This is a genomic window from Ensifer canadensis (genome assembly GCF_017488845.2).
In the GTDB taxonomy this organism is placed as follows: domain Bacteria; phylum Pseudomonadota; class Alphaproteobacteria; order Rhizobiales; family Rhizobiaceae; genus Ensifer; species Ensifer canadensis.
Genome location: NZ_CP083371.1, coordinates 208,172 through 231,619, shown reverse-complemented (window position 1 = coordinate 231,619; position 23,448 = coordinate 208,172). Strand labels below are relative to the sequence as shown.

General features: G+C 61.8%; 18 protein-coding genes and 1 pseudogene. 9 read left to right on the top strand and 10 right to left on the bottom strand.

The window, feature by feature from the left end; genetic code table 11:
- Positions 1-8 precede the first annotated feature (8 nt).
- The 4 genes from cyoD to cyoA are packed head-to-tail and all read right to left on the bottom strand — an operon-like array spanning position 9 to position 4,264.
- Positions 9-416, bottom strand: coding sequence for a cytochrome o ubiquinol oxidase subunit IV (gene cyoD / locus J3R84_RS20720; protein ID WP_025429524.1), 408 nt, complete (start codon positions 414-416; stop codon positions 9-11).
- Entirely contained in the window at positions 413-1,036 is a 624-nt protein-coding gene (gene cyoC / locus J3R84_RS20715) for a cytochrome o ubiquinol oxidase subunit III (protein WP_025429525.1), read from the bottom strand. Before cyoC ends, cyoD begins: the two co-directional genes overlap by 4 nt.
- Position 1,037: 1 nt before the next feature.
- Positions 1,038-3,041: a cytochrome o ubiquinol oxidase subunit I gene (gene cyoB, locus J3R84_RS20710; RefSeq protein ID WP_113569664.1), complete on the bottom strand. Its 2,004-nt coding sequence runs from the start codon at positions 3,039-3,041 to the stop codon at positions 1,038-1,040.
- A 32-nt stretch (positions 3,042-3,073) separates the two neighbouring features.
- A complete protein-coding gene (gene cyoA / locus J3R84_RS20705; RefSeq protein WP_113569666.1) occupies positions 3,074-4,264 on the bottom strand; it encodes a ubiquinol oxidase subunit II in 1,191 nt (396 codons plus the stop codon).
- Positions 4,265-4,528: 264 nt separating this feature from the next.
- Here cyoA and J3R84_RS20700 point away from each other — a divergent pair, with 264 nt between their 5' ends.
- Positions 4,529-5,851: an MFS transporter gene (locus J3R84_RS20700; RefSeq protein WP_057207630.1), complete on the top strand. Its 1,323-nt coding sequence runs from the start codon at positions 4,529-4,531 to the stop codon at positions 5,849-5,851.
- Positions 5,852-5,979: 128 nt separating this feature from the next.
- Positions 5,980-6,264 (top strand): annotated as a pseudogene (locus J3R84_RS20695) (DUF6065 family protein); the annotation flags it as partial.
- A 95-nt stretch (positions 6,265-6,359) separates the two neighbouring features.
- On the opposite strand, the gene J3R84_RS20690 reads toward J3R84_RS20695, so the two are convergent.
- Positions 6,360-6,629, bottom strand: coding sequence for a hypothetical protein (locus J3R84_RS20690; protein WP_113569668.1), 270 nt, complete (start codon positions 6,627-6,629; stop codon positions 6,360-6,362).
- A gap of 188 nt (positions 6,630-6,817) precedes the next feature.
- Between J3R84_RS20690 and J3R84_RS20685 the strand changes: the two genes are divergently transcribed.
- Entirely contained in the window at positions 6,818-7,996 is a 1,179-nt protein-coding gene (locus tag J3R84_RS20685; protein ID WP_207932865.1) for an IS110 family RNA-guided transposase, read from the top strand.
- Positions 7,997-8,320: 324 nt separating this feature from the next.
- On the opposite strand, the gene J3R84_RS20680 is transcribed toward J3R84_RS20685, so the two are convergent.
- On the bottom strand, positions 8,321-9,526 hold the full coding sequence (locus J3R84_RS20680) for an MFS transporter (protein WP_025429530.1): 1,206 nt from the start codon (positions 9,524-9,526) through the stop codon (positions 8,321-8,323).
- 133 nt (positions 9,527-9,659) lie between these two features.
- Between J3R84_RS20680 and J3R84_RS20675 the strand changes: the two genes are divergently transcribed.
- The gene (locus J3R84_RS20675; RefSeq protein ID WP_025429531.1) at positions 9,660-10,235 is read left to right on the top strand and encodes a TetR/AcrR family transcriptional regulator; all 576 of its coding nucleotides are present in this window, start codon (positions 9,660-9,662) and stop codon (positions 10,233-10,235) included.
- On the opposite strand, the gene J3R84_RS20670 is transcribed toward J3R84_RS20675, so the two are convergent.
- From J3R84_RS20670 to ilvD, 3 genes are all read right to left on the bottom strand, one after another.
- A complete protein-coding gene (locus J3R84_RS20670) occupies positions 10,236-10,808 on the bottom strand; it encodes a ribosomal maturation YjgA family protein (protein ID WP_225906541.1) in 573 nt (190 codons plus the stop codon).
- Positions 10,809-11,123: 315 nt separating this feature from the next.
- Positions 11,124-15,530, bottom strand: a complete 4,407-nt coding sequence (locus J3R84_RS20665) for a cadherin-like beta sandwich domain-containing protein (protein WP_203529881.1) — start codon at positions 15,528-15,530, stop codon at positions 11,124-11,126.
- 319 nt (positions 15,531-15,849) lie between these two features.
- On the bottom strand, positions 15,850-17,523 hold the full coding sequence (gene ilvD, locus J3R84_RS20660; protein ID WP_057224363.1) for a dihydroxy-acid dehydratase: 1,674 nt from the start codon (positions 17,521-17,523) through the stop codon (positions 15,850-15,852).
- A 110-nt stretch (positions 17,524-17,633) separates the two neighbouring features.
- Here ilvD and J3R84_RS20655 point away from each other — a divergent pair, with 110 nt between their 5' ends.
- Positions 17,634-18,542: a LysR family transcriptional regulator gene (locus J3R84_RS20655; RefSeq protein ID WP_057224361.1), complete on the top strand. Its 909-nt coding sequence runs from the start codon at positions 17,634-17,636 to the stop codon at positions 18,540-18,542.
- A gap of 62 nt (positions 18,543-18,604) precedes the next feature.
- Here J3R84_RS20655 and J3R84_RS20650 read toward each other — a convergent pair whose 3' ends face one another.
- Positions 18,605-19,078 (bottom strand): Lrp/AsnC family transcriptional regulator, encoded by a 474-nt coding sequence (locus J3R84_RS20650; RefSeq protein WP_038577978.1) that lies wholly within the window; start codon positions 19,076-19,078, stop codon positions 18,605-18,607.
- A 108-nt stretch (positions 19,079-19,186) separates the two neighbouring features.
- Between J3R84_RS20650 and J3R84_RS20645 the strand changes: the two genes are divergently transcribed.
- The 4 genes from J3R84_RS20645 (at position 19,187) to J3R84_RS20630 (ending at position 23,402) form a co-directional block, all read left to right on the top strand.
- Positions 19,187-20,668, top strand: a complete 1,482-nt coding sequence (locus J3R84_RS20645) for an aminotransferase class V-fold PLP-dependent enzyme (protein ID WP_084814975.1) — start codon at positions 19,187-19,189, stop codon at positions 20,666-20,668.
- A gap of 105 nt (positions 20,669-20,773) precedes the next feature.
- Positions 20,774-21,550 (top strand): MBL fold metallo-hydrolase, encoded by a 777-nt coding sequence (locus J3R84_RS20640; RefSeq protein ID WP_239637588.1) that lies wholly within the window; start codon positions 20,774-20,776, stop codon positions 21,548-21,550.
- Between the two features lie 97 nt (positions 21,551-21,647).
- Positions 21,648-22,424, top strand: coding sequence for a sulfite exporter TauE/SafE family protein (locus J3R84_RS20635; protein WP_057224437.1), 777 nt, complete (start codon positions 21,648-21,650; stop codon positions 22,422-22,424).
- 198 nt (positions 22,425-22,622) lie between these two features.
- A complete protein-coding gene (locus J3R84_RS20630) occupies positions 22,623-23,402 on the top strand; it encodes a DUF899 domain-containing protein (RefSeq protein WP_203529882.1) in 780 nt (259 codons plus the stop codon).
- Positions 23,403-23,448 lie beyond the last annotated feature (46 nt).

Sequence of the window (23,448 nt, the reverse complement as noted above, 5' to 3'; positions counted from 1 at the left end):
ACGGGCCGTCATGGCATGTTCTTCATCATTTCGTGCGTCATCGGCATCATGTTGACGTTCAGATGGTGCATGACCCACAGCGAGCCGGCGAGCGCGATGCCGACGATAATGAGCGTGAAGATCAGCGCCATCATCGTCCAGCCGCCTTCCGAACGCGGGTTCATGTGCAGGAAAAAGATCATGTGCACGACGATCTGGATGGCCCCGAGGCCCATGACGAAGACGGCCGTCGTCAGCTTGCTATCGAACACGCCGCCTATGACCAACCAGAAGGGAATGGCGGTCAGGACGACGGAAAGCGCGAAGCCGATCATGTAGCTTCTGAACGAGCCGTGGCCGGCTTGGTGGCCGTGGCTGTGGCCGTGATGGGCCTGGCCGGCATCTTCATGGGTGAGGCTGTTTGGCTGTGAGCTCATCCGATGGCTCCGATCAGATAGACGAAGGAGAAGACGCCAATCCAGATGACGTCGAGGAAGTGCCAGAACATCGACAGGCACATCAGGCGGCGACGGTTCTCGGGGATCAGGCCATGCATCTTGACCTGCACCATCATCGTCACGATCCAGATGATGCCGAAGGTGACGTGCAGGCCGTGGGTGCCGACGAGCGTGAAGAACGACGACAGGAACGCGCTGCGTGTCGGGCCTGCCCCCTCAAGGATCAGGTGATAGAACTCGTAGAGTTCCAGCCCGAGGAACGCCAGGCCGAACACGGCGGTCACGCCAAGCCAGAAGATCGTCTCCATCTTGGCGTTGCGCTCCATCTGGAGCATGGCAAAACCATAGGTGATCGAGGAGAACAGCAGCATTGCCGTGTTGATGGCAACAAGCGGCAGATCGAACAGATCGGCCGGCGACGGACCGGCCGCATAGTTGCGCCCGAGCACGCCATGGGTGGCGAAGAGGACGGCGAAGATGAGGCAGTCGCTCATCAGGTAGATCCAGAAGCCCAGCATGGTGCTGCCTTCGGGATGGTGCTCTTCCTCCAGGTAGAACTGCGGCGCTTCGGTTGCTTCGACTTGGGTCTTGTTCGCCATCTCAGGTGCGCTCCGCCAGAAGTTCGGACCGGGCGTCCTCGGTTGCGGTGACGGTCTCGGCAGGGATGTAGAAATCCCGCTTGTAGTTGAACGTGTGGCCGATCGACACGACGAGCATGGTAACGAACGCAACGATCGCCAGCCACCAGATGTACCAGATCAGCGCGAAGGCGAGCACGACGCTGAGACCCGCGAGGATGACGCCGGTTCCGGTATTCCGTGGCATATGGATCGGCTTGAAGCCGCCGAGCGGACGCTCGTAGCCACGGTTCTTCATATCGTACCAGCTGTCGTGATCGTGCACGACGGGCGTGAAGGCGAAGTTGTAATCCGGCGGCGGCGAGGAGGTCGACCACTCGATCGTCCGGGCGTTCCACGGATCGCCCGTCGTGTCGCGCAGCTGATCGCGCCTGAGGTAGCTGACGACGAGCTGGACGACGAAGGAGGCGATGCCGAGCGCGATCAGCACGGCGCCGAAGGCGGCGATGACGAACCAGATCTGCAGCGACGGGTCCTCGAACTGCGACACGCGGCGGGTAACGCCCATCAGGCCGAGCACGTAGAGCGGCATGAAGGCGAAGAAGAAGCCGATCTGCCAGAACCAGAAGCTCATCTTGCCCCAGAACGGATCGAGCTTGTAGCCGAAGGCCTTCGGCCACCAGTAGACGAGACCCGCCATCAGGCCGAACACGACGCCGCCGATGATGACGTTGTGGAAGTGGGCGATCAGGAACAGCGAGTTGTGCAGCACGAAGTCTGCAGGCGGGATGGCCAGCATGACGCCGGTCATGCCGCCGATGACGAAGGTGACCATGAAGCCGACCGTCCACAGCATCGGGACTTCGTAGCGGATGCGGCCGCGATACATGGTGAAGAGCCAGTTGAACATCTTCGCCCCCGTCGGGATCGAGATGATCATCGTGGTGATGCCGAAGAAGGCGTTGACCGATGCCCCGGACCCCATGGTGAAGAAGTGGTGCAGCCAGACGAGATAGGACAGGATCATGATCACGCAGGTCGCATAGACCATGGAGGCGTAACCGAAGAGCCGCTTGCCACAGAAGGTGGCAACGACTTCCGAGAAGATGCCGAAGGCCGGCAGAATGAGAATGTAGACCTCCGGATGGCCCCAGATCCAGATGAGGTTCACATACATCATCGGGTTGCCACCAAGGTCATTGGTGAAGAAGTTGGTGCCGGCGTAGCGGTCGAGCGACAACAGCGCCAGCGTCGCCGTCAGGATCGGGAAGGTGGCGACGATCAGGATATTGGTGCAGAGCGACGTCCAGGTGAAGACCGGCATCTTCATCAGCGTCATGCCCGGTGCACGCAATTTGACGATGGTCGCAATCAGGTTGATGCCGGACAAGGTCGTTCCGACACCCGCGACCTGCAGGCCCCAGATGTAATAGTCGACGCCGACGCCGGGACTATAATCGGCGCCCGACAGCGGCGGATAGGCAAGCCATCCGGTGCGCGCGAATTCGCCGACGAACAGCGACATCATGATGATCACGGCACCGGCCGTCGTCATCCAGAACGAGAAATTGTTGAGGAACGGAAAGGAGACGTCGCGCGCGCCGATCTGCAGCGGCACGACATAGTTCATCAGGCCGGTGACGAAGGGCATGGCCATGAAGAAGATCATGATCACGCCATGTGCGGTGAAGATCTGGTCGTAGTGGTGCGGATTGAGATAGCCCTCGTTGCCGTTGAAGGCGATCGCCTGCTGCAGGCGCATCATGATCGCGTCGGCAAAGCCGCGCAGCAGCATGACGAGCGCCAGGATCACGTACATGACGCCGATCTTCTTGTGATCGACACTGGTAAACCACTCGGTCCAGAGGTAGCCCCAGAGCCTGTATTTCGTGATCAGCGCCAGGACGGCGATGCCGCCGATCGCCACGGCGATGAACGTCGCGACCAGGATCGGCTCGTGATAGGGGATCGCTTCCCAGGTGAGCCGCCCGAAGATGAATTGTGTGAGGTTGGTGTTACCGAACATAGGGCTATCCAAATTCTCTTGAAATGCGGCCGTCAGGGCTTCGTGGTGCCGGCGTTGTTCAACTGGGCAGGCGCCGGACCGGCTTGGTTCCCGACAGGCGCTGCGTTGTCGCCGTGCATGTTGTGCATGTCGTGGTTCATCGACTGCGGCTCTTTGTCGACACCTTCGGCCGGCTCTTCGCTCTTCGAAGGATTGCCCGTCGCCGGGAAGGTGGCGCCGGGTGCGGCTTCGCCCGCATGGCCCGTTTCCCCGGCATGACGGTTGTCGTGCTCGAGCTTGGCGCGGTTCTCATGACTTTCGACGCCGGCACCGCCCATCATGTCGATGTGCATCATGTCGTTCATGCACATCTGGCCGCTGCGCACGCACATGTTCAGCACCGCCTCGTAAAGCCCGTCCTCGACGCCGGCAAAGTAGCGGACCGGTTCCTTCGTGCTCGGCTTTTCGAGTTTCAGGTAGGCGTCGCGATTGAGCATGGTGCCGTTCTGCTTGACCCTTGCGACCCACTGATCGAAGCCCGCCTGGTCCAACCCATGGAACTTGAAGCGCATGTGCGAGAAGCCGTCGCCGCTATAGTTGGACGACAGGCCTTCATACTCGCCCGGCTTGTTGATAACGGCGTGCAGCTTGGTCTGCATGCCCGGCATTGCATAGATCATGCCGGCAAGGGCGGGGACGTAGAAGGAGTTCATCACCGAGGATGCGGTGATCTTGAAATTGATTGGCACGTCCACCGGTGCTGCCATCTCGTTGACGGTGGCGATGCCGTAGTCAGGATAGAAGAACAGCCATTTCCAATCGAGCGCCACGACCTCGACGGTCAGAGGCTTCGTCTCGGCGGGGACAGGCCGATTGGCGTCAAGCCGGTCGAGCGGCCTGTAGGGGTCGAGCTTGTGGGTGCTGATCCAGGTGACGGCCCCGAGCGCAATGATGATCGCCAGCGGCGCAGACCAGATGACGACTTCCAGCCCGGTGGAGTGATGCCATTCCGGATCGTATTTGGCAGCCGTGTTGGACTGGCGGTAGCGCCAGGCGAAGAACAGCGTCAGGAAAAGCACCGGCACGATGATGATCAGCATGAGGATCGTCGAAACGACGATCAGATCTCTCTGCTGTGCCGCGATATCGCCGGAGGGCGACATCACGACCAGGTCGCACCCGGCAAGGGCCAGGGTCGATAGAAGAACGGCCGATCGTCCGGCGAGCTTCAATGGAGTGGGCATTTCGGGCTCCATTTGCGTTTTGTCTAGTCGGCACTAATCGCGTATCGGGCTCGGCGGAATGAGGTCGTTCGTCGCACTGCAACATTCTGTCGCATCGCAGCAGAATGGACAGCGACGTCCGCAAATGCCCAATCTAGTGCATCCTCGCCGGCTGACCATTGGGAAGATGCCGACGAGTTCACGTTTTTTTTCGCCGCTTCCTTGATCTCGGGCGTTGATTGATCAACATTTCGACGAGGCGGCACAAATCGCCGGGAGGAATTCATGAGCTCGGTCGTCAATCCTACGTCTTCAGGCCTTGAGCGGGACGCCCGTCGCATCCATGACGACAAGCCACTGTCACCAGGCAGCATCGCCATTGGCGTGGTCATCGGCCGGATGTCGGAGTTCTTCGACTTCTTCGTCTACGGCCTCGGCTCGATCCTGGTCTTCCCGAAGCTCATCTTCCCGTTCGCTCCCAGTCCGGTCGCTGCCACGCTGATGTCGTTTGCGATCTTTCCGCTGGCCTTTATCGCGCGTCCGGTCGGCTCACTCGTCTTCATGTGGATCGACCGCAACTACGGACGCGGCACCAAGCTGACCATCGCCCTTGTCATCCTCGGGGGCTCAACGGCCTCGATTGCCTTTCTGCCCGGCTACGAGACCATCGGCTACTGGGCGGTGGCGCTGCTGGCGCTTTTCCGACTTGGACAGGGTTTTGCGCTCGGCGGCGCATGGGACGGGCTTGCATCCCTGCTCAACCTCAACGCACCGCCGGACCACCGCGGCTGGTATGCGATGATCCCCCAGCTCGGCGCGCCCATCGGCTTTGCCCTCGCCAGCATCATCTTCTGCTATTTCGTCGCCAATCTTTCCGAGGAGGATTTCCTTTCCTGGGGCTGGCGCTACCCGTTCTTCGTCGCTTTTGCGATCAACGTCGTGGCGCTGTTTGCCCGGCTGCGCATCGTCGCCAGCAAGGAATTCGGCGCGGCGATGGAGGCACAGGAGCTGCAAGCCCGGCCAGTGTTCGAAATGCTGAGCAAACACGCGCTGGACGTGGTGCTCGGCGCCTTCGTGCCTTTGGCAAGCTTTGCGATGTTCCATCTGGTGACGATCTTCCCGCTGAGCTGGGTCATCCTGAACGGCGGACAGTCGGCTGCCCGGTTCCTGCTGGTCCAGGTCGCAGGCGCAGCCGTCGGCGTGATCGGCATTATCGTGTCGGGCCTGATCGCCGACCGCGTCGGCCGCCGCAACGAGCTGATGATCGGCGCGACACTGATCGCTATCTTCAGTTTCTCCGCACCCTTCCTTCTTGACGCCGGCGGGGCCGGGCAGGACGCCTATATCCTAATCGGCTTTGGCGTCCTCGGCCTCACCTTTGGCCAGGCCTCCGGCGCTGTTTCCTCGCGCTTCACCCAGTACTACCGCTACACCGGAGCGGCACTCACCTCCGACCTGGCTTGGCTCGTCGGCGCGGCGTTCGCACCGCTGGTGGCGCTTGGACTTGCGACCAGCTTCGGCATCGTCTTCATCGGCGGCTATCTGATCTCCGGTGCAATCTGCACGCTGGTAGCGCTCAGCCTCACCCGGGCGCTCGACCAGAACTGATCCGCCCTTGCGGCGGTTCGGCTCCGCATCTGACGCTACCGTCCAGCCTGCCTTTGCGTTCTTTTGAATGAACGGGGAATAATCCCTGACGCCGACCGTTCTTCCGCCCATCCGAACGGAGAACGGGCATGTTGCACTTTTGGAAGAAAGAACCGCCACGCATCCAATTCCTCTGCCAGCCGGAAGACCTGGGGGTCATCGCCCCGCCCGTGGCCGCCAAAACCAGTCTGCCGGAATGGTATCGCAGGCTGCCCGCAGCTGACCCGCAGCACCTTTCCGCCAGAGACAACGGCCTGACCATCAAGCGCTGCATGCCATTCCTGGACGCGATGACATCAGGCTGGATCCTGCCATTGGCCGCCACGGTGCGTCTCGAAATCCGCGACGACGGGCGAAACGTCGAGGCTGGCTGGTATCGAAAGATGGCACGGGCCACGCGCTGACCTGCTGCCAACGTCAAAAAGCGGGGACCGGTCCACCGGCCCCGCTCAATTTTTTTGATCATCTGTCAGCGCGTATGCCACAGCTTGCCGGAGCGATACGTGCGGTCTGAGCCGTTCGAACTGGAATTGGACGAGCTGTTCGATGATGAATTCGAGCTGGAGTTGCTCGACGAGTTGGAGGAGCTGTTGCCAATGATCGTGCCGTCGTTGTGGCCGCCCGCCTGCCTGCCGACGGATTGCACCGGCGCGGTGCTCTGCTTTGCCTGCGCCTCAGTGCCGACAAGGGCGGTTACGCCGGCGATGAGGGCGGCGCCCAATTTCCAGTGGTTCTTCATGCCCGTAACTCCTTCTTGAAAAGCGAACCGGTATCTCCGGTCCGAAGGAATAACGGGCGTCACGAAGCTCTATTCCATCGTGAAACACTTTCCTCGCTCGAACTAAGATTCCATGGGGAGTGAATAGCGGCCGGCGCTCTGGCAGAGTGAGGCTGCAATAACGCACTCACCTCATAGGAGACGCCGTCATGGAAGCTGGAACTTCCCAACCGCATTCGCCGACCGCTATCCGCACTGATCTTGCCGCAATTTTCGTGTCGTTGGAACTCTCTCGCTCAACCTGGCTGATCACATCGTTGTCGCCGGGAAACGGCGAGAAGATGTCGAAGCACTCTGTGGTTGGCGGCGATGTGACGGCATTGCTGGGTCGTTTTACTCAGCTCCAGGAGAAGGTGCGATCTCGTACGGGCAATCAGGTTCCGATCGTGAGCATTCAGGAAGCCGGGCTTGACGGCTTCTGGATCGATCGTGTGCTGAAGGCGAACGGGATAGAAAGTTACGTCGTCGATCCAGCCTCGATAGCAACCTCGCGCAGGCGCCGGCGAGCGAAGACGGACAAATTGGATGGTGAGGCGCTGGTCCGAGCGCTGTTGGCTTTCAAACGCGGAGAGCCGCGGGTGTGCGCCATGGTCAATGCGCCAAGCCCCGAGGAAGAAGATCGCCGTCGCCTTTGCCGGGAGCGCAAGGTTCTGATCGCCGAGCGCGTCAAACATGTCAATCGCATTAAAGGCCTGCTCTTCGGTCAGGGCATAAGTGGTTACGAGCCGCTGCGCAAGAACCGGCGCAAGCAACTGGACGAGCTTCACACGGGTGATGGCCGTCCTTTGCCGACCCACCTCAAAACTCAAATAGGCCGTGAACTTGATCGCCTTGAATTGTTGCTAGAGCAAATTACAGCGGTGGAGAACGAGCGCGATACGCTCCTGGCGGCGCAAAAGAACAGCGTGGCGGCAACGCTGATCCCAACTGGGGCGATGTTGTGCGAAGTCAAAGGCATTGGTCTGGAATTCGCGGCTGTTCTCTGGACCGAAGGGCTGTTTCGCCATTTTGACAACCGGCGACAGGTTGCTGCGTACGCGGGGCTGGCACCGACACCCTGGCAGAGTGGAACCATCGATCACGAGCAAGGCGTCTCGAAGGCGGGCAACCCGCGCCTGCGTACCACGATGATCCAACTGTCGTGGTTGTGGTTGCGCCATCAGCCGCAATCAGCGTTGAGCCAGTGGTTTACGGCCCGCGTGCAATCCAGCGGTGGGCGCGCGAAGAAGCGCGCGATCGTGGCGCTGGCACGCAAATTGTTGGTTGCTCTATGGAAATATGTGATCGCCGGCGTTGTCATCGAGGGCGCGGTGTTAAAGACGGCCTGACAATGCACACAAGCCACATTCTCTAATCTTCCAGGAGCGATCAATCCTGGCGGATCCAGGGGGACGAACCGATCCGCGACATGGCTTCAAACGCCGCTACTAAGAATGGTCTCGTCCTCCTGAGCCTTTGCCGCAACGCAAGCGGAATGATGGTGCAGCCGCTCGGCGCGGCGACCGAATGTGAGTTTGAACCGGCAATGGAAACAGGCCCGTTCACGCGAACAGGCTCAGCCTTGGATGCCGAAAGAGCGACCGAAGGAAACATGCGATGGACCTTTAAAAGTTCTTGACCCGAAGTTCCCCATGTGAGGCGTCGACGATCAATCACGAAACCGCCGACACCCCTGCCCGGCGCTCGCGGCTTGCCATCAGCCCTCCAACCGCGGTGACGATGATGACGGCGGCGTAGATGTCGGTGGTCGTTTGATAGCCCAGTGTCTTTGCAAGAAACCCTGCAGCCATCGCCGGCAGACTGAAGGCGAGATAGCTCTGGATGTAGAAGGCAGAAAGCAGCCCGGCGCGCTCATCCGCCTTGGCGAGCGGCATGATCGAGCCCATGATGCCGAGGAAGCTGGTGCCGAAACCGACTCCGGTTAGCAAGGTGCCAAGGGTCATGACCGGCACATTTGCGAGGTGCGTGCCGGCAACCACGATCAGCATACCGGCGGTCGTGGCCGAGACGCCGAAGGCCACGTTTGCCCGGGGACTGCGCGAGCGGCGCAGGAAGACGCTGACGGCACCGGCTGCCATCAACGTGGCGACAACGGCTCCACCGGTCAGCGGTGCCCGGCTGCCGGTGACGGACGCGACGAGCGAGGGCATCAGCGAGAGATAGAAGCCCCCAAGCGCCCAGTTGGCGATGTTGATCGGCGTCACCAGTGCCAGCGGTCGCTTGATCTGAGGCGGAATGGCGATCGTCGGCTTCAGCGAAGACAGCGCGCCGCTGCGTCTGCCGCCGGTCTCCGGCGTCAGCCATATCGCGAGCGCCAGCACTGCAAAGCCGATCAGGAGCAGGCCATAAACGAGGTGAAGCGGAAACGGCCCGTATTGAATGAGCGCGCTGGTGCCCAATGCGCCAACGGCCATGCCGATCAGCGGCGCGAGCGAATTGACGAGCTGGCCCCTGCCGCGATCGACGTCGACCAGCGACGCACCGATAGAGGCGCCCGCAATGCCGGTCGCAAACCCCTGGACGATACGCGCCGCGATCAGCCAGGGCGGTCCGTCGGCAACGACGAAGAGCGCCATCCCCACGATTTCGAGAAGCAGCGCAACGAAAATCACCGGCTTCCTGCCGAGATGGTCGGATATCGAACCGGCGATCAGCAGGGCGGACAGAAGCGCGAAGGCGTAGACCGCGAAGATGCCGGTCATCATCACGGGCGAGGCGGCAAAGCTCTCCTGGTAGATGCGGTAAAGCGGCGTTGGTGCCGCCGACGCGCCGAAGAACGTGGCAAGCGTGACCGCGTGGAAGGCGATGGGGTTGGCGGCCGGACCGCCACTCTCACTGGATTTGGCAGAGGAGAACATCTATATAGCCCTTAACGCTAAATCGTTGCGTTTAGGCGATGTAGGGACGAACGCCGATAAAAGCAAATAATTTGCGTTTATGGTGCAGTGAAAGTTTCTGATCCATGCGCAGCACGCGGAAGGAAGGGTTGGAATGGCAGGCAGGGAAGGTCCCCGTCCAGGCGGGCGAAGCGCCAGGGTACAGGCGTCGGTGCACGGGGCCGTTCAGGCTCTGATGACACGAATGGAGCGCGCAGAGATCACCATTCCGATGATCGCCGTCGAAGCGGGCGTCACGCCCTCGACCATCTATCGCCGTTGGGGCGACATCCAGGAACTCCTGGCAGATGTCGCTGTCGAACGGCTGAAACCCGACATGCAGCCGGTCGATACCGGAAATGGTGGCAAGGATCTTCTGGCCTGGGCCGAACAATACGCCGAGGAAATGTCCTCGAAACCCGGGCGTGAGATGATACGTGACGTGCTGGCAGCGCAGGACGGCAGCGGCGCCTATCAGTGCTGCAACTTCACCAAGCAGCAGATTGAGGTGATCGCAGCACGCGCTGCGGACCGTGGCGAAGCATTTCCTGAGGTCGACGCCGTCATGGACCGCGTCGTCTCACCGATCATGTACCGCATCCTTTTCGGCGAGGCGCCGGATACGGCACATGTCGCGCGTCTGGTCTCGGGCGCAATGGGACTGGTTTCGAAAGCGCCCGCTTCCGTCTGATCAAAGCGCGTATGCACCGACGTGACGGCGGTGCCGGAAGCGGCCGAGCATTGCGATGGCCAACACGAGGACCGCACCCAGCGCATAGGCGAGCACATCCCACCAGTCCGGCGTGGCTCCAAGCACGATCCTCAAGACGGGATTGGAAATGCGGATATCGAAACTGGCCGCCAGATACTGCGCAAGCTCGATCGCCACGCCTAGCAGGAAGGCGATACCGGCGAGCAGCTGGGGTCGAGCTTTCACCGCCGATGCCAGCGTGCAGTACACCCACATCACGGCAAGGACATCGCCGGAAAAACTGCGGACCCAACCCCATCCGGCCCCACACGTTGCCAGCACGACGAGGACGACGAACAGAAGGATGGAAAATAAGAAGGCGGTACGGTTGAAGCGGAGTTCCATGGCAAGCGATGTAACCACACGCGACCCGTCTGTCGAGCGATGCGGATCGGCAAATGGCGCGTAGTCGTCGGCCGCCGTCAGAAGAGCAGAGGCCGGCAGCACAACGCTACTGAGTTCGGAAATCTCGCAGCCGTTTACGCCAGCTGCGTTGTCCTTCACAAAATCCATCAGCCATCCCGCAGGCCTCATCTGACGCTTCCGTTCGATTTGGGGCTATAGGCCGCATTCGACCCTGCTGCACGCGTCGAGAGCAGGCGGACGAACGATCAGCAATCCGCAATTGAGCGACGCAAGGAAACGTCGAGGAGGCTGCCCGCCGAAGACGGCTCGTCATCGAAATAAGGCGGTGCTCATTTTCGATCGAACAGCCGCTATCTCGGCGACAGCGGCTGCGGAAAGTCGTGCAATCTGATCTTTTTGCCAGGGATTCGCATCGTGCGTTTCCGCTTCAGGCGGAGCCGCGGAAACGCACGATGCGACACTCTAGAATCGTCCGCCGACCCCCAAGCGCGCACCAGCATAGGTCTCACCATCGCCTTCCACGGTTACGCGCAGGTTTGCGTCGACAACCCAGCTCTCGTTCGCCTGCAGAGACAAACCAGCCAACACCGAACCGAACATGCCATTGCCATCGAGACCGGAGTACCCGGCCGCGGCACCGAGCCGTGGTTTGAGCGTCATGTCGTTCTCCAGTGTAAACTGCCGCTCGATCTCGGCCCCGAGGCTCACCCGGAACTGCTCGAGGGTGAATCCTTCCAGAGCGACATCGCCGCCAGCCACATTCTGAACGCCGTAGTCTTCGACATTCTCATTGAGGTAAACGGCGCGCAGCTTCGGCATCACGACCGTCTCCTCATTGAGGTCCCATTGGCCGGTGATGGAGCTGTCCCACATCCATCGGCTGCTATCGAAGGAGCCGTCGAAGAAGGCGGTATCGATATCGTTGCTGGAACCGCCATAGAGAAGACTGGTATTGAAGAAGATGCCCGTCACCAGTTCGAGCGACGTATACGGTCCGGCAAGCCAGCCTGTGCCACGGATCTCGGCGTCGTCATCCGTCGGATCGGTCATATGATCGAGATGGAACGAGAACCCGACCAGCGCCTTTTCGTTGAGCAGATAATCAACGCCGACCGAAAGAAGGCCAAAGCCGCCCCACCGATCATCGTTCTGCTCCCGATTGTGGAGCATCATCGTGGCGTCAAGCCATGCGTTGAACGGCGAAACTTCGCCGCCTTCGATACCGTCTGCAGCGTTTCTCGCCGCTTCGAGCTGAGCCAAGCTGGTGGCAAAGCTCATGCCGACCCCATCCGTCGAGGGCGACAGACGCATCGTCACCGGGTCGGTTCCGGCCTGCAGTCGGCGCCGCTCCAGCAGGCCCGGCACCTGGATGCTTGACGCCAGGAGATTTTGCCGGGTCTGGACAAAGCCTCGCACCAGTGAATCGATCTCGCCGATGACGGCATCTGCGTCGAAGCTCAAGTTGTAGGTGATCACACCGACATTCGACGCTCCGGCGGCGGCCGTCAGCTGGTATCCGATCTTTGCCTGGCCGGAGAAAGCAGGATCCGGTGTAAACTTCAGGTAATAGCCAACCGGAGCGAATGCACCGACCTGGGCCAGCTCCCCCTCGATAATCTCCGCTTTGCCGGCGTTGGCGGGGCTCACGGTAAGGACCTGCGCGTCGCTGAACGGTCCACCGGTCGCCCCGCCATTCAAATACACATTTGGCGGCGATGAGCCCGCGGGAACGTTGACGATCTGGTCGGCGACGCTGACCTCGCGAGCCGTGACCTTCAGCGTATAGGCGGCGCTCGCCGTGCTGCCGGCGGCATCGGTGACGGAAACCGTAAAGCTGTAATCCGTGACCTCGGCATCGTTGCTCAGCGGTCCGGTCAACTCGCCCGTGGAAACGTTGAGGACCATGCCCTTGGGAAGGGTGCCGCCGCTCACCGCGTAGAGCAGAGCGCCGGTACCTCCCGCGGCCGATATCGGCTGCGCGTATTTCTCGCCGGCCATCGCCGGTGGAAGAGCGCCCGCCGCCGGCGTGAACGTGAAGTTGGCCGCTGGCGCGGCGCGGGTGACGGTCACCGTATAGGTCTTCACGGTGCCATCCTCCGCCGTCACGACCGTGGCCAGCGTATTCGAGCCGACTGAGAGCGGGATCGAGGCAGAAGCTGCGCCGGATGCGACCGGCGCTCCGTTGACGGTGACTGTCGCCGCCGCATCGCTTGCCACCGGCGTCAGCGTCAACGACGCCGTCGCATTTGGAACCGACGCCGTATAGGACGTCGCGCCGGACGAAAAGGCCGGAGACAGCGTGCCGATGCTCAACGACAGGCCCGACAGATTGGCGTCGGTCGAAGCGGCAAGCGCACGGGTCACGATAACAGTGTAGCTCGTCTGCGTCGCACCATCCCCGGCCGTGACCACGGTCGTCACCGTGTTGGAGCCGACCGCAAGCGCTATCGCTCCGGACGCGGTGCCCGACGCGACGGCCACGCCGTTGACCGTCACCGTCGCCGTTGCGTCACTGACCAGCGGTGTCACCGTCAGCGACGCCGTCGCGTTGGAAACCGAAGCCGTGTACGACATCGTGCCCGATGCGAATGTCGGTGACAGCGTGCCGCTGCTTAGGCCGAGCCCGGACAACTCGGCGTTCGTCGAGGCCGCACGAGTGACCGTCAGCGTGTAAGACGTCTGCGTCGTGCCATCCTGGGCCGTCACCACCGTCGTGACGACGTTGGTGCCGACCGCAAGCGTGACGGAGCCCGAGGCAGCACCCGACACGACTGTTACCCCGTTGACAGTGATGGACGCCGTCGCATCGCTTGCGGTCGGCGTCAGCGTCAATGAGGCCGTGGCATTGGGGACCGAGGCCGTGTAGGCCGTCGTGCCCGTCGCAAACGCCGGAGACAGCGTGCCGCTGCTGAGCGACAGGCCGGACAGGTCTGCATTCGTCGACGGCGCGCGCGTCACTGTGACCGTGTAGGTGTTCGTCGTACCGTCCTCGGCTGTCACGACCGTGGTCAGCACATTCGGACCGACCGCAAGCGCGATCGAGCCGGAGGCAGCGCCCGAAGCCACCGCCACGCCATTGACGGTGACCGTTGCGGTCGTATCGCTGACATCAGGCGTCACAGTCAGCGACGTCGTCGTATTCGGAATGAAAGCCGTGTAGCTGGTTGTGCCGGATGCGAACGCCGGAGACAGTGCGCCTGCACTCAAGCCCAGGCCGGACAGGTCGGAATTCGACGACGCAGCACGCGTTACCGTCACCGTGTAGGTGTTCACCGTCGTGCCATCCTGAGCGGTGACGACCGTCGTCACGACATTGGCTCCGACCGCAAGCGCGATCGTGCCCGAGGCTGCACCCGAAGAGACGGCCACCCCATTGACCGTAATCGTCGCTGTCGTATCGCTTACCCCTGGCGTCACCGTCAGCGACGTCGTCGCATTGGGGACCGAGGCCGTGTAGGTGGTCGTACCGAACGCAAAGGCGGGAGATAGCGTGCCGGCGCTCAGGCTCAGGCTCGACAGGTCGGCATTTGCAGAGGCGGCCCGCGTCGCCGTTACCGTATATGTTTTCGTCGTACCGTCCTGGGCCGTCACCACCGTCGTCAGGACGTTGGTGCCGACCGCAAGCGCGATCGTGCCCGAAGCTGTACCCGTCGCGACGGCGACCCCATTGACTGTGACCGACGCCGTCGTGTCACTGACCGTGGGCGTCACGGTCAGTGATGCCGCCGCATTGGGAACTGTAGCCGTGTAGGAAACCGTGCCGGAGGCAAAGGCCGGCGACAGCGTGCCGGCGCTCAAGTCCAGGCCGGACAAGTCGGCATTTGCCGAAGGCGCGCGTGTCACCGTAACGGTATAGGTTTTCACGGTCGTGCCATCTTCGGCCGTGACCACCGCCGTCACCGTGTTCGAGCCGACATTGAGCGCAATCGCACCGGAAGCCGCATTCGAGGCGACCGGATCGCCATTGATCGTCAATGTCGCCGCCGAATGGCCGATCATTGACGTCACCGTCAGCGACGTCGTCGCGTTCGGCACCGACGCCGTATAGGATGTCGTTGCTGCGGCAAACGATGGCGATAGCGTGCCATCACTCAAGATCATGCTGTCGAGGTCGGCATTCGACGAAGCCGCACGGGTCACGTTCACCGTGTAGGTCTTCGATGCCGTGCCGTCTTCGGCCGTCACCACCGTGGTCAGCGTGTTCGAACCGACGGAAAGGGGGATCAGGCCAGAGGCCGTCCCCGAAACAACGGCCACTCCGTTGACCGTGATGGTCGCCCCCGCGTCATTGACCGTGGGTGTCACCGTCAGCGACGCCGTCGTATTGGGAACAGAGGCCGTATAGGATGTCGTGCCCGGCGCAAACGTCGGAGACAGGGAGGTTCCGGTCAGCGACAAGCTGGCCAAGGTGGCATCCGTCGACGGCGGTGCTACGCAGCTCACCGTCGCCTGTATCGTCGCGCCGCTGACGTTGCTCCAGGCATAGACGACATACTCGCCGCTGGCGGGCACTGTGTGCGTGCCGGTCAGGTTGAGTTCACTAACCGATGTTGCGTACTCTTCAACGATGATACCGTAGTTTGTCGGGGGACCTTCCGTGTAGAGCGCAAAACCCGCTCCGCTATAACGATCATTGCCCGCATTCAAACTGCCGGAAGTCGTCGCGTGATACGTAATCGTTTCGCCAGCATTCAGAAGGAGGGACTGATCCCATAGCTCAGCTCCGGCCGCGAGCATTTTACCCGTACCCCAGGTCGAATTGATCGCCGTACAACCATCTGACGGAGCGGCCATCGCCACTTGCGGCACACACAACGCAACGACAAACAGGGCGAACAACGCCCACAGAACAGAAACGAAACGCGACAAGATCTTACCCCTCCCGCATGAATCACCAGCGGGCTTCCCCAGCACACAACTAGCAATTGGGCAAGAGCGGGCCAAGCCCCATTTCAAATATACGTAAAGTCGCATTCTCCTATCGTTAGCCGCCCTTTAACGAATAGGGCCGGCAGCGCCTGCGGGGCTTTGGCTGGGCAGGCGCTAGAAAGTCGCAGTAAGGCAGCATGGGTCTTTTCATGAGAGCATCGGCCCGAAAGACCGACGCCGTTTCAGACTTTGGAAACAACAGCATGGCGTTTTCGCAGACCCGGCACATCTGAGCGACGGACCGAAGCCAGGATGACATTCAGCCGGTGACCGCCCCTTCGTTGGCCGGGCGCGCCAGCGCTGCAAACTTTGCCAGCACACCGCGTTTGTAGCGCGGTTCCGGCTGCCGCCACTGGGTGCGCCTTCTTGCCAGCTCTTCCGGATCCACTTCGAGTTGCAGCAGCTGCTGATGGGCGTCGATGACGATGCGGTCGCCCTCTTCTACCAGCGCGATCGTGCCGCCTTCAAAAGCTTCCGGCGTGACGTGGCCGACGACCATGCCCCAGGTGCCGCCCGAGAAGCGGCCGTCGGTGATAAGGCCGACGCTGTCGCCGAGGCCCCTGCCGATGATCGCCGAAGTTGGCGCGAGCATCTCGGGCATTCCCGGGCCGCCCTTTGGGCCGAGGTAACGTAAAACGAGGATATCGCCTGGCCTGATCCGGTCCGACAGGATGGCATCCATCGCCGATTGTTCGTCCTCGAACACGCGCGCGGGCCCGCTCATGACTCGGCTTTTCAAACCACTGATCTTGGCGACGGCACCGCCTTCGGCCAGATTCCCCTTCAACACCGCGAGGTGGCCCTCGCGGTAGATCGGTCTTTCATAGGGCCGGATGACATCCTGATCCGACCGCGGCTCGTCCGGAACGGCTGCAAGCTCTTCCCCGATCGTCCTGCCTGTGATCGTCAAACAGTCGCCATGCAGAAGACCTGCATTCAGAAGGATCTTCAGCACCTGCGGCACGCCGCCCGCCTTGTGCAGATCGACGGCCATGTATCTGCCCGACGGCTTGAGGTCACAGAGGACGGGGACCTTGCGGCGAACGCGCTCGAAGTCGTCCAGTGTCCACTCGACTTCCGCCGCATGCCCGATGGCGAGGTAATGCAGCACCGCATTGGTCGATCCGCCCGTCGCCATGATCAGGGCCACGGCATTTTCGATCGACTTGCGCGTGACGATGTCCCGCGGCTTGATGCCCTTCTTGACCGCCTCGACCAGGACCTTGGCGGATTGAGCTGAGCTCTCCATCTTCTCCTGGTCTGGATTGGCCATGTTGGACGAGTAAAGAAGCGACATACCAAGCGCCTCGAAGGACGAGCTCATGGTGTTGGCGGTGTACATGCCACCGCAGGAGCCGGTCGACGGGCAGGCATTGCGCTCGATGCCGTCGAAATCCTCCTCGCTCATCTTGCCCGCCATGAAGGCGCCGACGGCTTCGAAGGCGGAGACGATCGAAAGGCTTTGCCCCTTCCAGTGGCCAGGCTTGATCGTGCCGCCATAGACATAGATCGCCGGCACATTGGCGCGGAGGATACCGATCATGCCGCCCGGCATGTTCTTGTCGCAGCCGCCGAGCACGAGCACGCCGTCCATCCACTGTCCCTGTACCGAGGTTTCGACGCAGTCGGCGATGACCTCGCGGGACACAAGCGAATATTTCATGCCTTCGGTGCCCATCGACATGCCGTCGGAAATCGTCGGCGTGCCGAAGATCTGCGGATTTGCACCGGCAGCCTTGATGGCAGCGACAGCGGCGTCGGCCAACGGCTGCAGCCCGGCATTGCAGGGCGTGATCGTCGAATGACCGTTGGCAATACCGATCATCGGTTTGTCGAAATCGGCTTTCTCGTAGCCGAGCGCATAATACATCGCCCGGTTGGGGGATCGCGCGACACCTTGCGTTATGTGTTTCGAGCGCTCGTTGCAGGCCATGATTTGCTCCCTCGGTTCATTCAAGGTCGAGTTTACTGGCGTTCAGCAGGCCTGTGAAATATACTTTTTTCGCACAAATAAGTCGTTGAACATATCAATCGGAATGCATCATGGATTTGAGGCAACTTCGCCAATTCGTCGCCGTCGCCGAAGAGCTGCATTTCGGCCATGCGGCCGCTCGCCTCAACATGACCCAGCCGCCGCTCAGCCAATCGATACAGGCACTGGAGGGGGAGCTGAAGGTACAGCTGTTCAAGCGCACCAAGCGGAACGTGGAACTGACATCTGTCGGCAGGCAATGGCTCGCCCATGTCCGCCAGGTGCTTGACGGGGCGAACGGCCTTGCCGACACCGCAAGAAGGCTGTCACGCGGCGAGATCGGCCACCTGCGTTTGTCCTTCGTCAGCACAGCCGACTATAGCGTTCTGCCCGACATGGTCAGCCGCTATCGCGCGGCCTATCCGCATGTGGAACTGACGATGCGCGAAGCCACCAGCGATATCCAAATCGAGGCGTTGCTCGACGAAGAAATCGATGTCGGGCTGATCATTGCCCCCAGCCAAGCGTCGCTTCATCCTGCCCTTTCCTACCAGGCTTTGCTGCGGGAACCGCTGGTTGCCGCGGTGCCGACGGCCTGGATCAACGAAGGACGAAAGGGGTTTGCTGGAAAAATCCTGGAACCAGCCGACTTCTTCAAGGCGCCATTCATCGTTTTTCCACGGCGGGCGGCACCGGCTTTTCACGATATCGTCTCGGGATATTTCGCCGAACATGGGCTGGCGTTCACCGCCTATCAGGAAGCCATCCAGATGCAGACGATCGTCGGTCTGGTCGCATCCGGGCTGGGGGTGGCGCTGGTGCCGCAATCGATGACCAATCTTCAGCGGCGCGGGGCAACCTATCTGCCGCTGGCCGGCAGCGTACCGGAGGTGGAAACCGGCCTTGCGTGGCGCAGTTCGGACCAGAATCCGGCACTCGACACCTTCCTTGCCGCGGCGGTACCGGCCGATAACAGGTGACCGCGCGTTGTCGGCTGGTAGGGCGCGCAGCGCAACGGCATCCCTGGAACATCAACTGCACGCTACCGCATCAGGCCGCGCAGGTCGGGCATGCGGTTGCTGATGATGGTTTCCATCGAAAAGAAGCCGGTGACCGTCATCAGGTCGAAATCGGTGATGAGCTTCTGGTAGAAGGCGTCATAGCCAGCCATGCCACGCGTCACCACCTTGATCAGATAGTCCCAGTCGCCGCCGATCCGGTAGAGGTCCGTCACCTCCGGCAGACGCTCGACATGCTTGCGGAAGTTGTCGGCCCATTCCTTGGAATGATGGCGGGTGCGGATCATCACGAACACGGTAAGGTCGAAGCCGAGCGCTGCGACGTCGATTGCGGCATGGGTACCAAGCACAAGCCCGCTGGCGTTCAACCGTTGCAGGCGCCGCCAGCAGGCGTTCTGCGACAGTCCGACTCGGTCGGCCAGATCACGCTGCGAAATCGTGCCGTCCTTTTGGAGGCAGGACAGGATCCGCATATCAATTTCGTCAATCTTTTCCATTTCAGCGATCACATGACCCGATTTTGACTGGCAGAAGCATAAGAATGATGAGGTTTGCATGCAACCGATCGATTAGACTTATCGTCTGTCCGACTCCGGGAGGAAACGATGACGACGCCGTGCCCACGCCAGCCCTATCTTACCGGCCCGCTCGAAGCATTTCGAGAAAGCCTTGCCGGCGACAACGCAATCGCTGACCTGCGGGCTGGGCTTGTCGGCAAGACTGCAAAGATCGACGGTCCCTTCGGCGTCAAGAACCTCGTCTATGCCGACTATGTCGCATCGGGCCGGGCATTGATGCAGATCGAGCATTTCATCCTCGAACAGGTCCTGCCCTATTATGCCAACAGCCACACCGAGGCGTCCTACTGCGGCGGCTCGATGACCAGGTTGCGCCGCGACGCGCGTGCTGTGATCGCCGCCTGCTGCGGCGCCGGACCTGAACACGCCGTCATTTTCGCCGGCTCCGGCGCCACCGCCGGCATCAATCGGCTGGTGAGCCTGCTGGGTGTTACCGAGGCGGTCGCCACCGGTCGGCGCGTGCGCATCCTAATCGGGCCCTATGAACACCACTCCAATATCCTGCCCTGGCGCGAAAGCGGTGCCGAGGTGGTCGAGATCGCCGAGTGTCCGGCTGGTGGGCCGGATCTCGCTGCACTCGACGAAGCGCTGAAGCAACCGGCCGATCTCGTCGTTTGCGCCTTTTCCGCCGCTTCCAATGTCACGGGCATCGTCACCGATGTTGCGGCCGTCACCCGGATCGCGAAGGCGGCAGGCGCAAAGATGGTGTGGGACTATGCCGGTGCTGGACCCTACCTGCCGATCGACATGTCGCCCGAGGGCGCTGCTGCGATTGACGCGGTGGTCATCTCGCCGCACAAGTTCATCGGTGGCCCCGGTACGTCAGGCATTCTGGTCCTGCGGCGTGACGCGGCTGTCACCGCCAAGCCATCCTGGCCCGGCGGCGGCACCGTCAAATTCGTTTCGCCCACCGGTCACGACTACAGCAATAGCCTCGAGGCGCGCGAGGAGGCCGGCACGCCGAACGTCGTCGGCGATATCCGCGCCGCGCTCGCTTTCCTCGTCAAGGAAGCGATCGGTGCCGAGGCAATGCAGACCAGAAACGCCGAGCTGACCCGTCGCGCTATCGCCGCATGGCAAGGCATCGAGCGGCTGGAATTGCTCGGTCCTCTCGGGCCACAGCGGCTGCCGATCTTTTCCTTCCGCGTCAAGGACGGCAAGGGCGGCCATGTCCACCAGCAGCTCGTCACCCGCATGCTCAGCGATCGCTTCGGCATTCAGGCGCGCGGTGGCTGCGCATGTGCCGGTCCCTATGTGCACCGGCTGCTCGGCATCGATGACGAGGAATCGCAACGCCTGCGCGACGCCATCCTTGCCGGACAGGAAATGCTGAAGCCGGGTTTTGTCCGGTTGAACTTCAGCGTCCTGCTCGCCGACGAAGAGGTGGCGTTCATCCTCGACGCCGTCGCCAAGCTTGCCGCCGACGCAGCCAGCTACGAGCAACACTACGATTTCGACCCGGCGCGCGCCATCTTCTTCCCGCGTGCAGCGCTTGCAGCGGAGGCCTGAGGCATGGCGAGGCCTGACATTGCGGCTTTCTTCGACCCGCGAACCTGGTCCGTGCAGTATGTGGTCAGCGACCCGAAAACGCGGGCCTGTGCGATCATCGATCCGGTGCTCGACTTCGACGAGAAATCGGGCGCGATAGCGACAGGCAATGCCGACCGGCTGCTCGACTTCGTGCGAGCCCAGGACCTGGACCTCCAGTGGATCCTCGATACCCATCCGCATGCCGACCATTTTTCCGCCGCCGCCTATCTGAAGGCAAAAACCGGCGCGCCCACGGCCATCGGTACGCACATCGTCAAGGTCCAGAAATTGTGGGCCGACATCTACAATTGGCCAGGCCTGAAAACGGACGGATCGCAATGGGACCGGCTGTTTGATCGTGGCGATACGTTTCGGATCGGCAGTCTCGAGGCCGGGGTGATGTTTTCGCCGGGACACACGCTGGCATCGATCACTTACCTCATCGGGGACGCTGCCTTCGTGCACGACACGGTGTTCATGCCGGACAGCGGAACCGCGCGCACCGATTTCCCCGGCGGCAGCGCCAACGCGCTGTGGGCGAGCATCCGCGACATCATGGCCCTGCCGGACGATACCCGTATCTTCGTCGGCCATGACTATCAGCCTGGTGGACGCGAACCGCGCTGGGAAAGCACTGTTGCACTGCAGAAGGCGGACAACATCCATCTGACACGCTATGCCTGCGAAACCGAGTTCGTCGCGTTCCGCGAGGGACGGGACCGAACGCTGCCGATGCCCAAGCTCATCCTCCATGCCCTACAGGTCAACATCAACGGCGGCCGGCTTCCCGACCCGGAGGAAAATGGCCGGCGCTATTTGAGATTCCCCATCGACGCCCTGCAAGGTGCCGCATGGTCCTGATGCCGCTCCGTTCGCGGGCACGTTCCGTGTCCCGGCCATCTTCCGGTTTCGGTGCATCTCGGGCGACGCGGTTCGCCCCGCAGCCCGGCGCCGAATGATGACACTGGACCTCGTCCAATACATTCTGGCAGCCTTGAGTGGCGGTCTCGTCGGCTTCAGCCTCGGACTGTTCGGCGGCGGCGGCTCCATTCTCGCCGTGCCCCTGCTCGTCCAAGTCGTCGGGGTGAGCAACGTGCATGTGGCGATCGGGACGAGCGCCGTCGCCGTCGCAGCCAATGCGCTTTCGGGACTGGCGATGCATGCGCGGCACGGGACGGTGAAATGGCGCTGCGCGGCAATGTACTGCGTCACCGGCATCGTCGGCGCCTGGATCGGCGCAGCACTCGGCAAGGCGCTGGATGGCCGACGGCTCTTGCTGTTGTTCGCTGCACTGATGGCCGTCGTCAGCGTGACCATGTTGCGGCGGCGCCACATGGTTGGCGATCCGGCGTCGAGCTGCACACCAAGAAACGCACCGAAGGTGCTCTCCTTTGGCGCCGGAACCGGCATCATCTCAGGCTTCTTCGGGATCGGCGGCGGGTTCCTGATCGTTCCGGGCCTGATGGTTTCAACCGGCATGCCGACGATCAACGCAATCGCCACGTCGCTGGTTGCCATTACCGCTTTCGGCCTTACAACCGGGGCAAGCTACACCTTCTCCGGTCTGGTCGACTGGCCACTGGCTCTCTCCTTCATCGGCGGCGGAGCCCTCGGCGCGCTTACGGGCTGCCGCGCCGCCCACAGTTTCAGCAAGTACCAATCCACGTTGAACATGCTGTTTGCGGTCCTCACCTTCGCCGTCGCCATTGGTCTGGCGTTCTACGCCTCGCGATAGGGTCGTCTCGTTTGCGTCCTCGCGCCTGCAACGCGCACGGTTGCTGCGTTTGCCGACGAGTAGGAGCGTGCTTGGCGCCGGGCAAGGTCCAGAATGCCGCCACACTTGTTACTCCCGTTATTTTCACTCCGGTGCGAAACTATCTTCAGAGCAATCTCGGGCGAAGTCGCCCGTGCCAACGAGGAGGTTACAAACGCCATGACGACATCAGCAGAAAAAGGCGGACACCCGGCCATGCAGACACCACCGGTCGTATCTCCGCAAGCCTGGGAAGAAGCGCGCCAGCAACTGCTGGTGAAGGAGAAAGCCCAGACCCGCGCTCGCGACGCACTGGCCGCCGAGCGTCGGCGAATGCCATGGATGGCCGTTGAAAAGGCTTATACCTTCGACGGTCCTGAGGGCAGAGCCAGCCTGACCGACCTGTTTGCCGGTCGGCGCCAGTTAATCGTCTACCGCGCCTTCTTCGAACCAGGTGTGTTCGGCTGGCCCGATCATGGCTGCAGAGGCTGCTCCATGGTCGCCGACCAGGTGGCCCACGTCGCCCACCTCAACGCCCGCGACACCACGCTCGTCTTCGTTTCGCGCGCGCCGCAGGCTGACATAGCGCGGCTCAAGGCCCGCATGGGCTGGGACATACCGTGGTTCACCATCACCGACGATTTTGATGCCGACTTCGGCGTGGCCGAATGGCACGGTACGAACGTGTTCTACCGCGACGGCGAGCGTGTCTTCCGCACCTACTTCATCAACAATCGCGGTGACGAACAGATGGGAAGCACCTGGAACTACCTCGACATCACACCGTTGGGCCGGCAGGAGGTCTGGGAGGATTCACCTCCAGGCTACCCGCAGACGCCAACCTACAAGTGGTGGAACTGGAACGACAGTTACGTCGCAGATGCCGCGCCCGACAAGAAATGGGTCGAAGTGTCGGAGGCGGGCGAAGCGGCATTCCGCGACCGGCAAGCGGGCAACTAGCCTTGAGCTTTAGCATTGTAAACAAGGCGAAACTGGCGGCAAGGGG

What these genes read in the sequence shown, in the direction of transcription:
- cyoD (WP_025429524.1), bottom strand. Translation starts at nt 416, where the DNA reads ATGAGCTCACAGCCAAACAGCCTCACCCATGAAGATGCCGGCCAGGCC.
- cyoC (WP_025429525.1), bottom strand. Translation starts at nt 1,036, where the DNA reads ATGGCGAACAAGACCCAAGTCGAAGCAACCGAAGCGCCGCAGTTCTAC.
- cyoB (WP_113569664.1), bottom strand. Translation starts at nt 3,041, where the DNA reads ATGTTCGGTAACACCAACCTCACACAATTCATCTTCGGGCGGCTCACC.
- cyoA (WP_113569666.1), bottom strand. Translation starts at nt 4,264, where the DNA reads ATGCCCACTCCATTGAAGCTCGCCGGACGATCGGCCGTTCTTCTATCG.
- J3R84_RS20700 (WP_057207630.1), top strand. Translation starts at nt 4,529, where the DNA reads ATGAGCTCGGTCGTCAATCCTACGTCTTCAGGCCTTGAGCGGGACGCC.
- J3R84_RS20690 (WP_113569668.1), bottom strand. Translation starts at nt 6,629, where the DNA reads ATGAAGAACCACTGGAAATTGGGCGCCGCCCTCATCGCCGGCGTAACC.
- J3R84_RS20685 (WP_207932865.1), top strand. Translation starts at nt 6,818, where the DNA reads ATGGAAGCTGGAACTTCCCAACCGCATTCGCCGACCGCTATCCGCACT.
- J3R84_RS20680 (WP_025429530.1), bottom strand. Translation starts at nt 9,526, where the DNA reads ATGTTCTCCTCTGCCAAATCCAGTGAGAGTGGCGGTCCGGCCGCCAAC.
- J3R84_RS20675 (WP_025429531.1), top strand. Translation starts at nt 9,660, where the DNA reads ATGGCAGGCAGGGAAGGTCCCCGTCCAGGCGGGCGAAGCGCCAGGGTA.
- J3R84_RS20670 (WP_225906541.1), bottom strand. Translation starts at nt 10,808, where the DNA reads ATGGATTTTGTGAAGGACAACGCAGCTGGCGTAAACGGCTGCGAGATT.
- ilvD (WP_057224363.1), bottom strand. Translation starts at nt 17,523, where the DNA reads ATGGCCTGCAACGAGCGCTCGAAACACATAACGCAAGGTGTCGCGCGA.
- J3R84_RS20655 (WP_057224361.1), top strand. Translation starts at nt 17,634, where the DNA reads ATGGATTTGAGGCAACTTCGCCAATTCGTCGCCGTCGCCGAAGAGCTG.
- J3R84_RS20650 (WP_038577978.1), bottom strand. Translation starts at nt 19,078, where the DNA reads ATGGAAAAGATTGACGAAATTGATATGCGGATCCTGTCCTGCCTCCAA.
- J3R84_RS20645 (WP_084814975.1), top strand. Translation starts at nt 19,187, where the DNA reads ATGACGACGCCGTGCCCACGCCAGCCCTATCTTACCGGCCCGCTCGAA.
- J3R84_RS20635 (WP_057224437.1), top strand. Translation starts at nt 21,648, where the DNA reads ATGACACTGGACCTCGTCCAATACATTCTGGCAGCCTTGAGTGGCGGT.
- J3R84_RS20630 (WP_203529882.1), top strand. Translation starts at nt 22,623, where the DNA reads ATGACGACATCAGCAGAAAAAGGCGGACACCCGGCCATGCAGACACCA.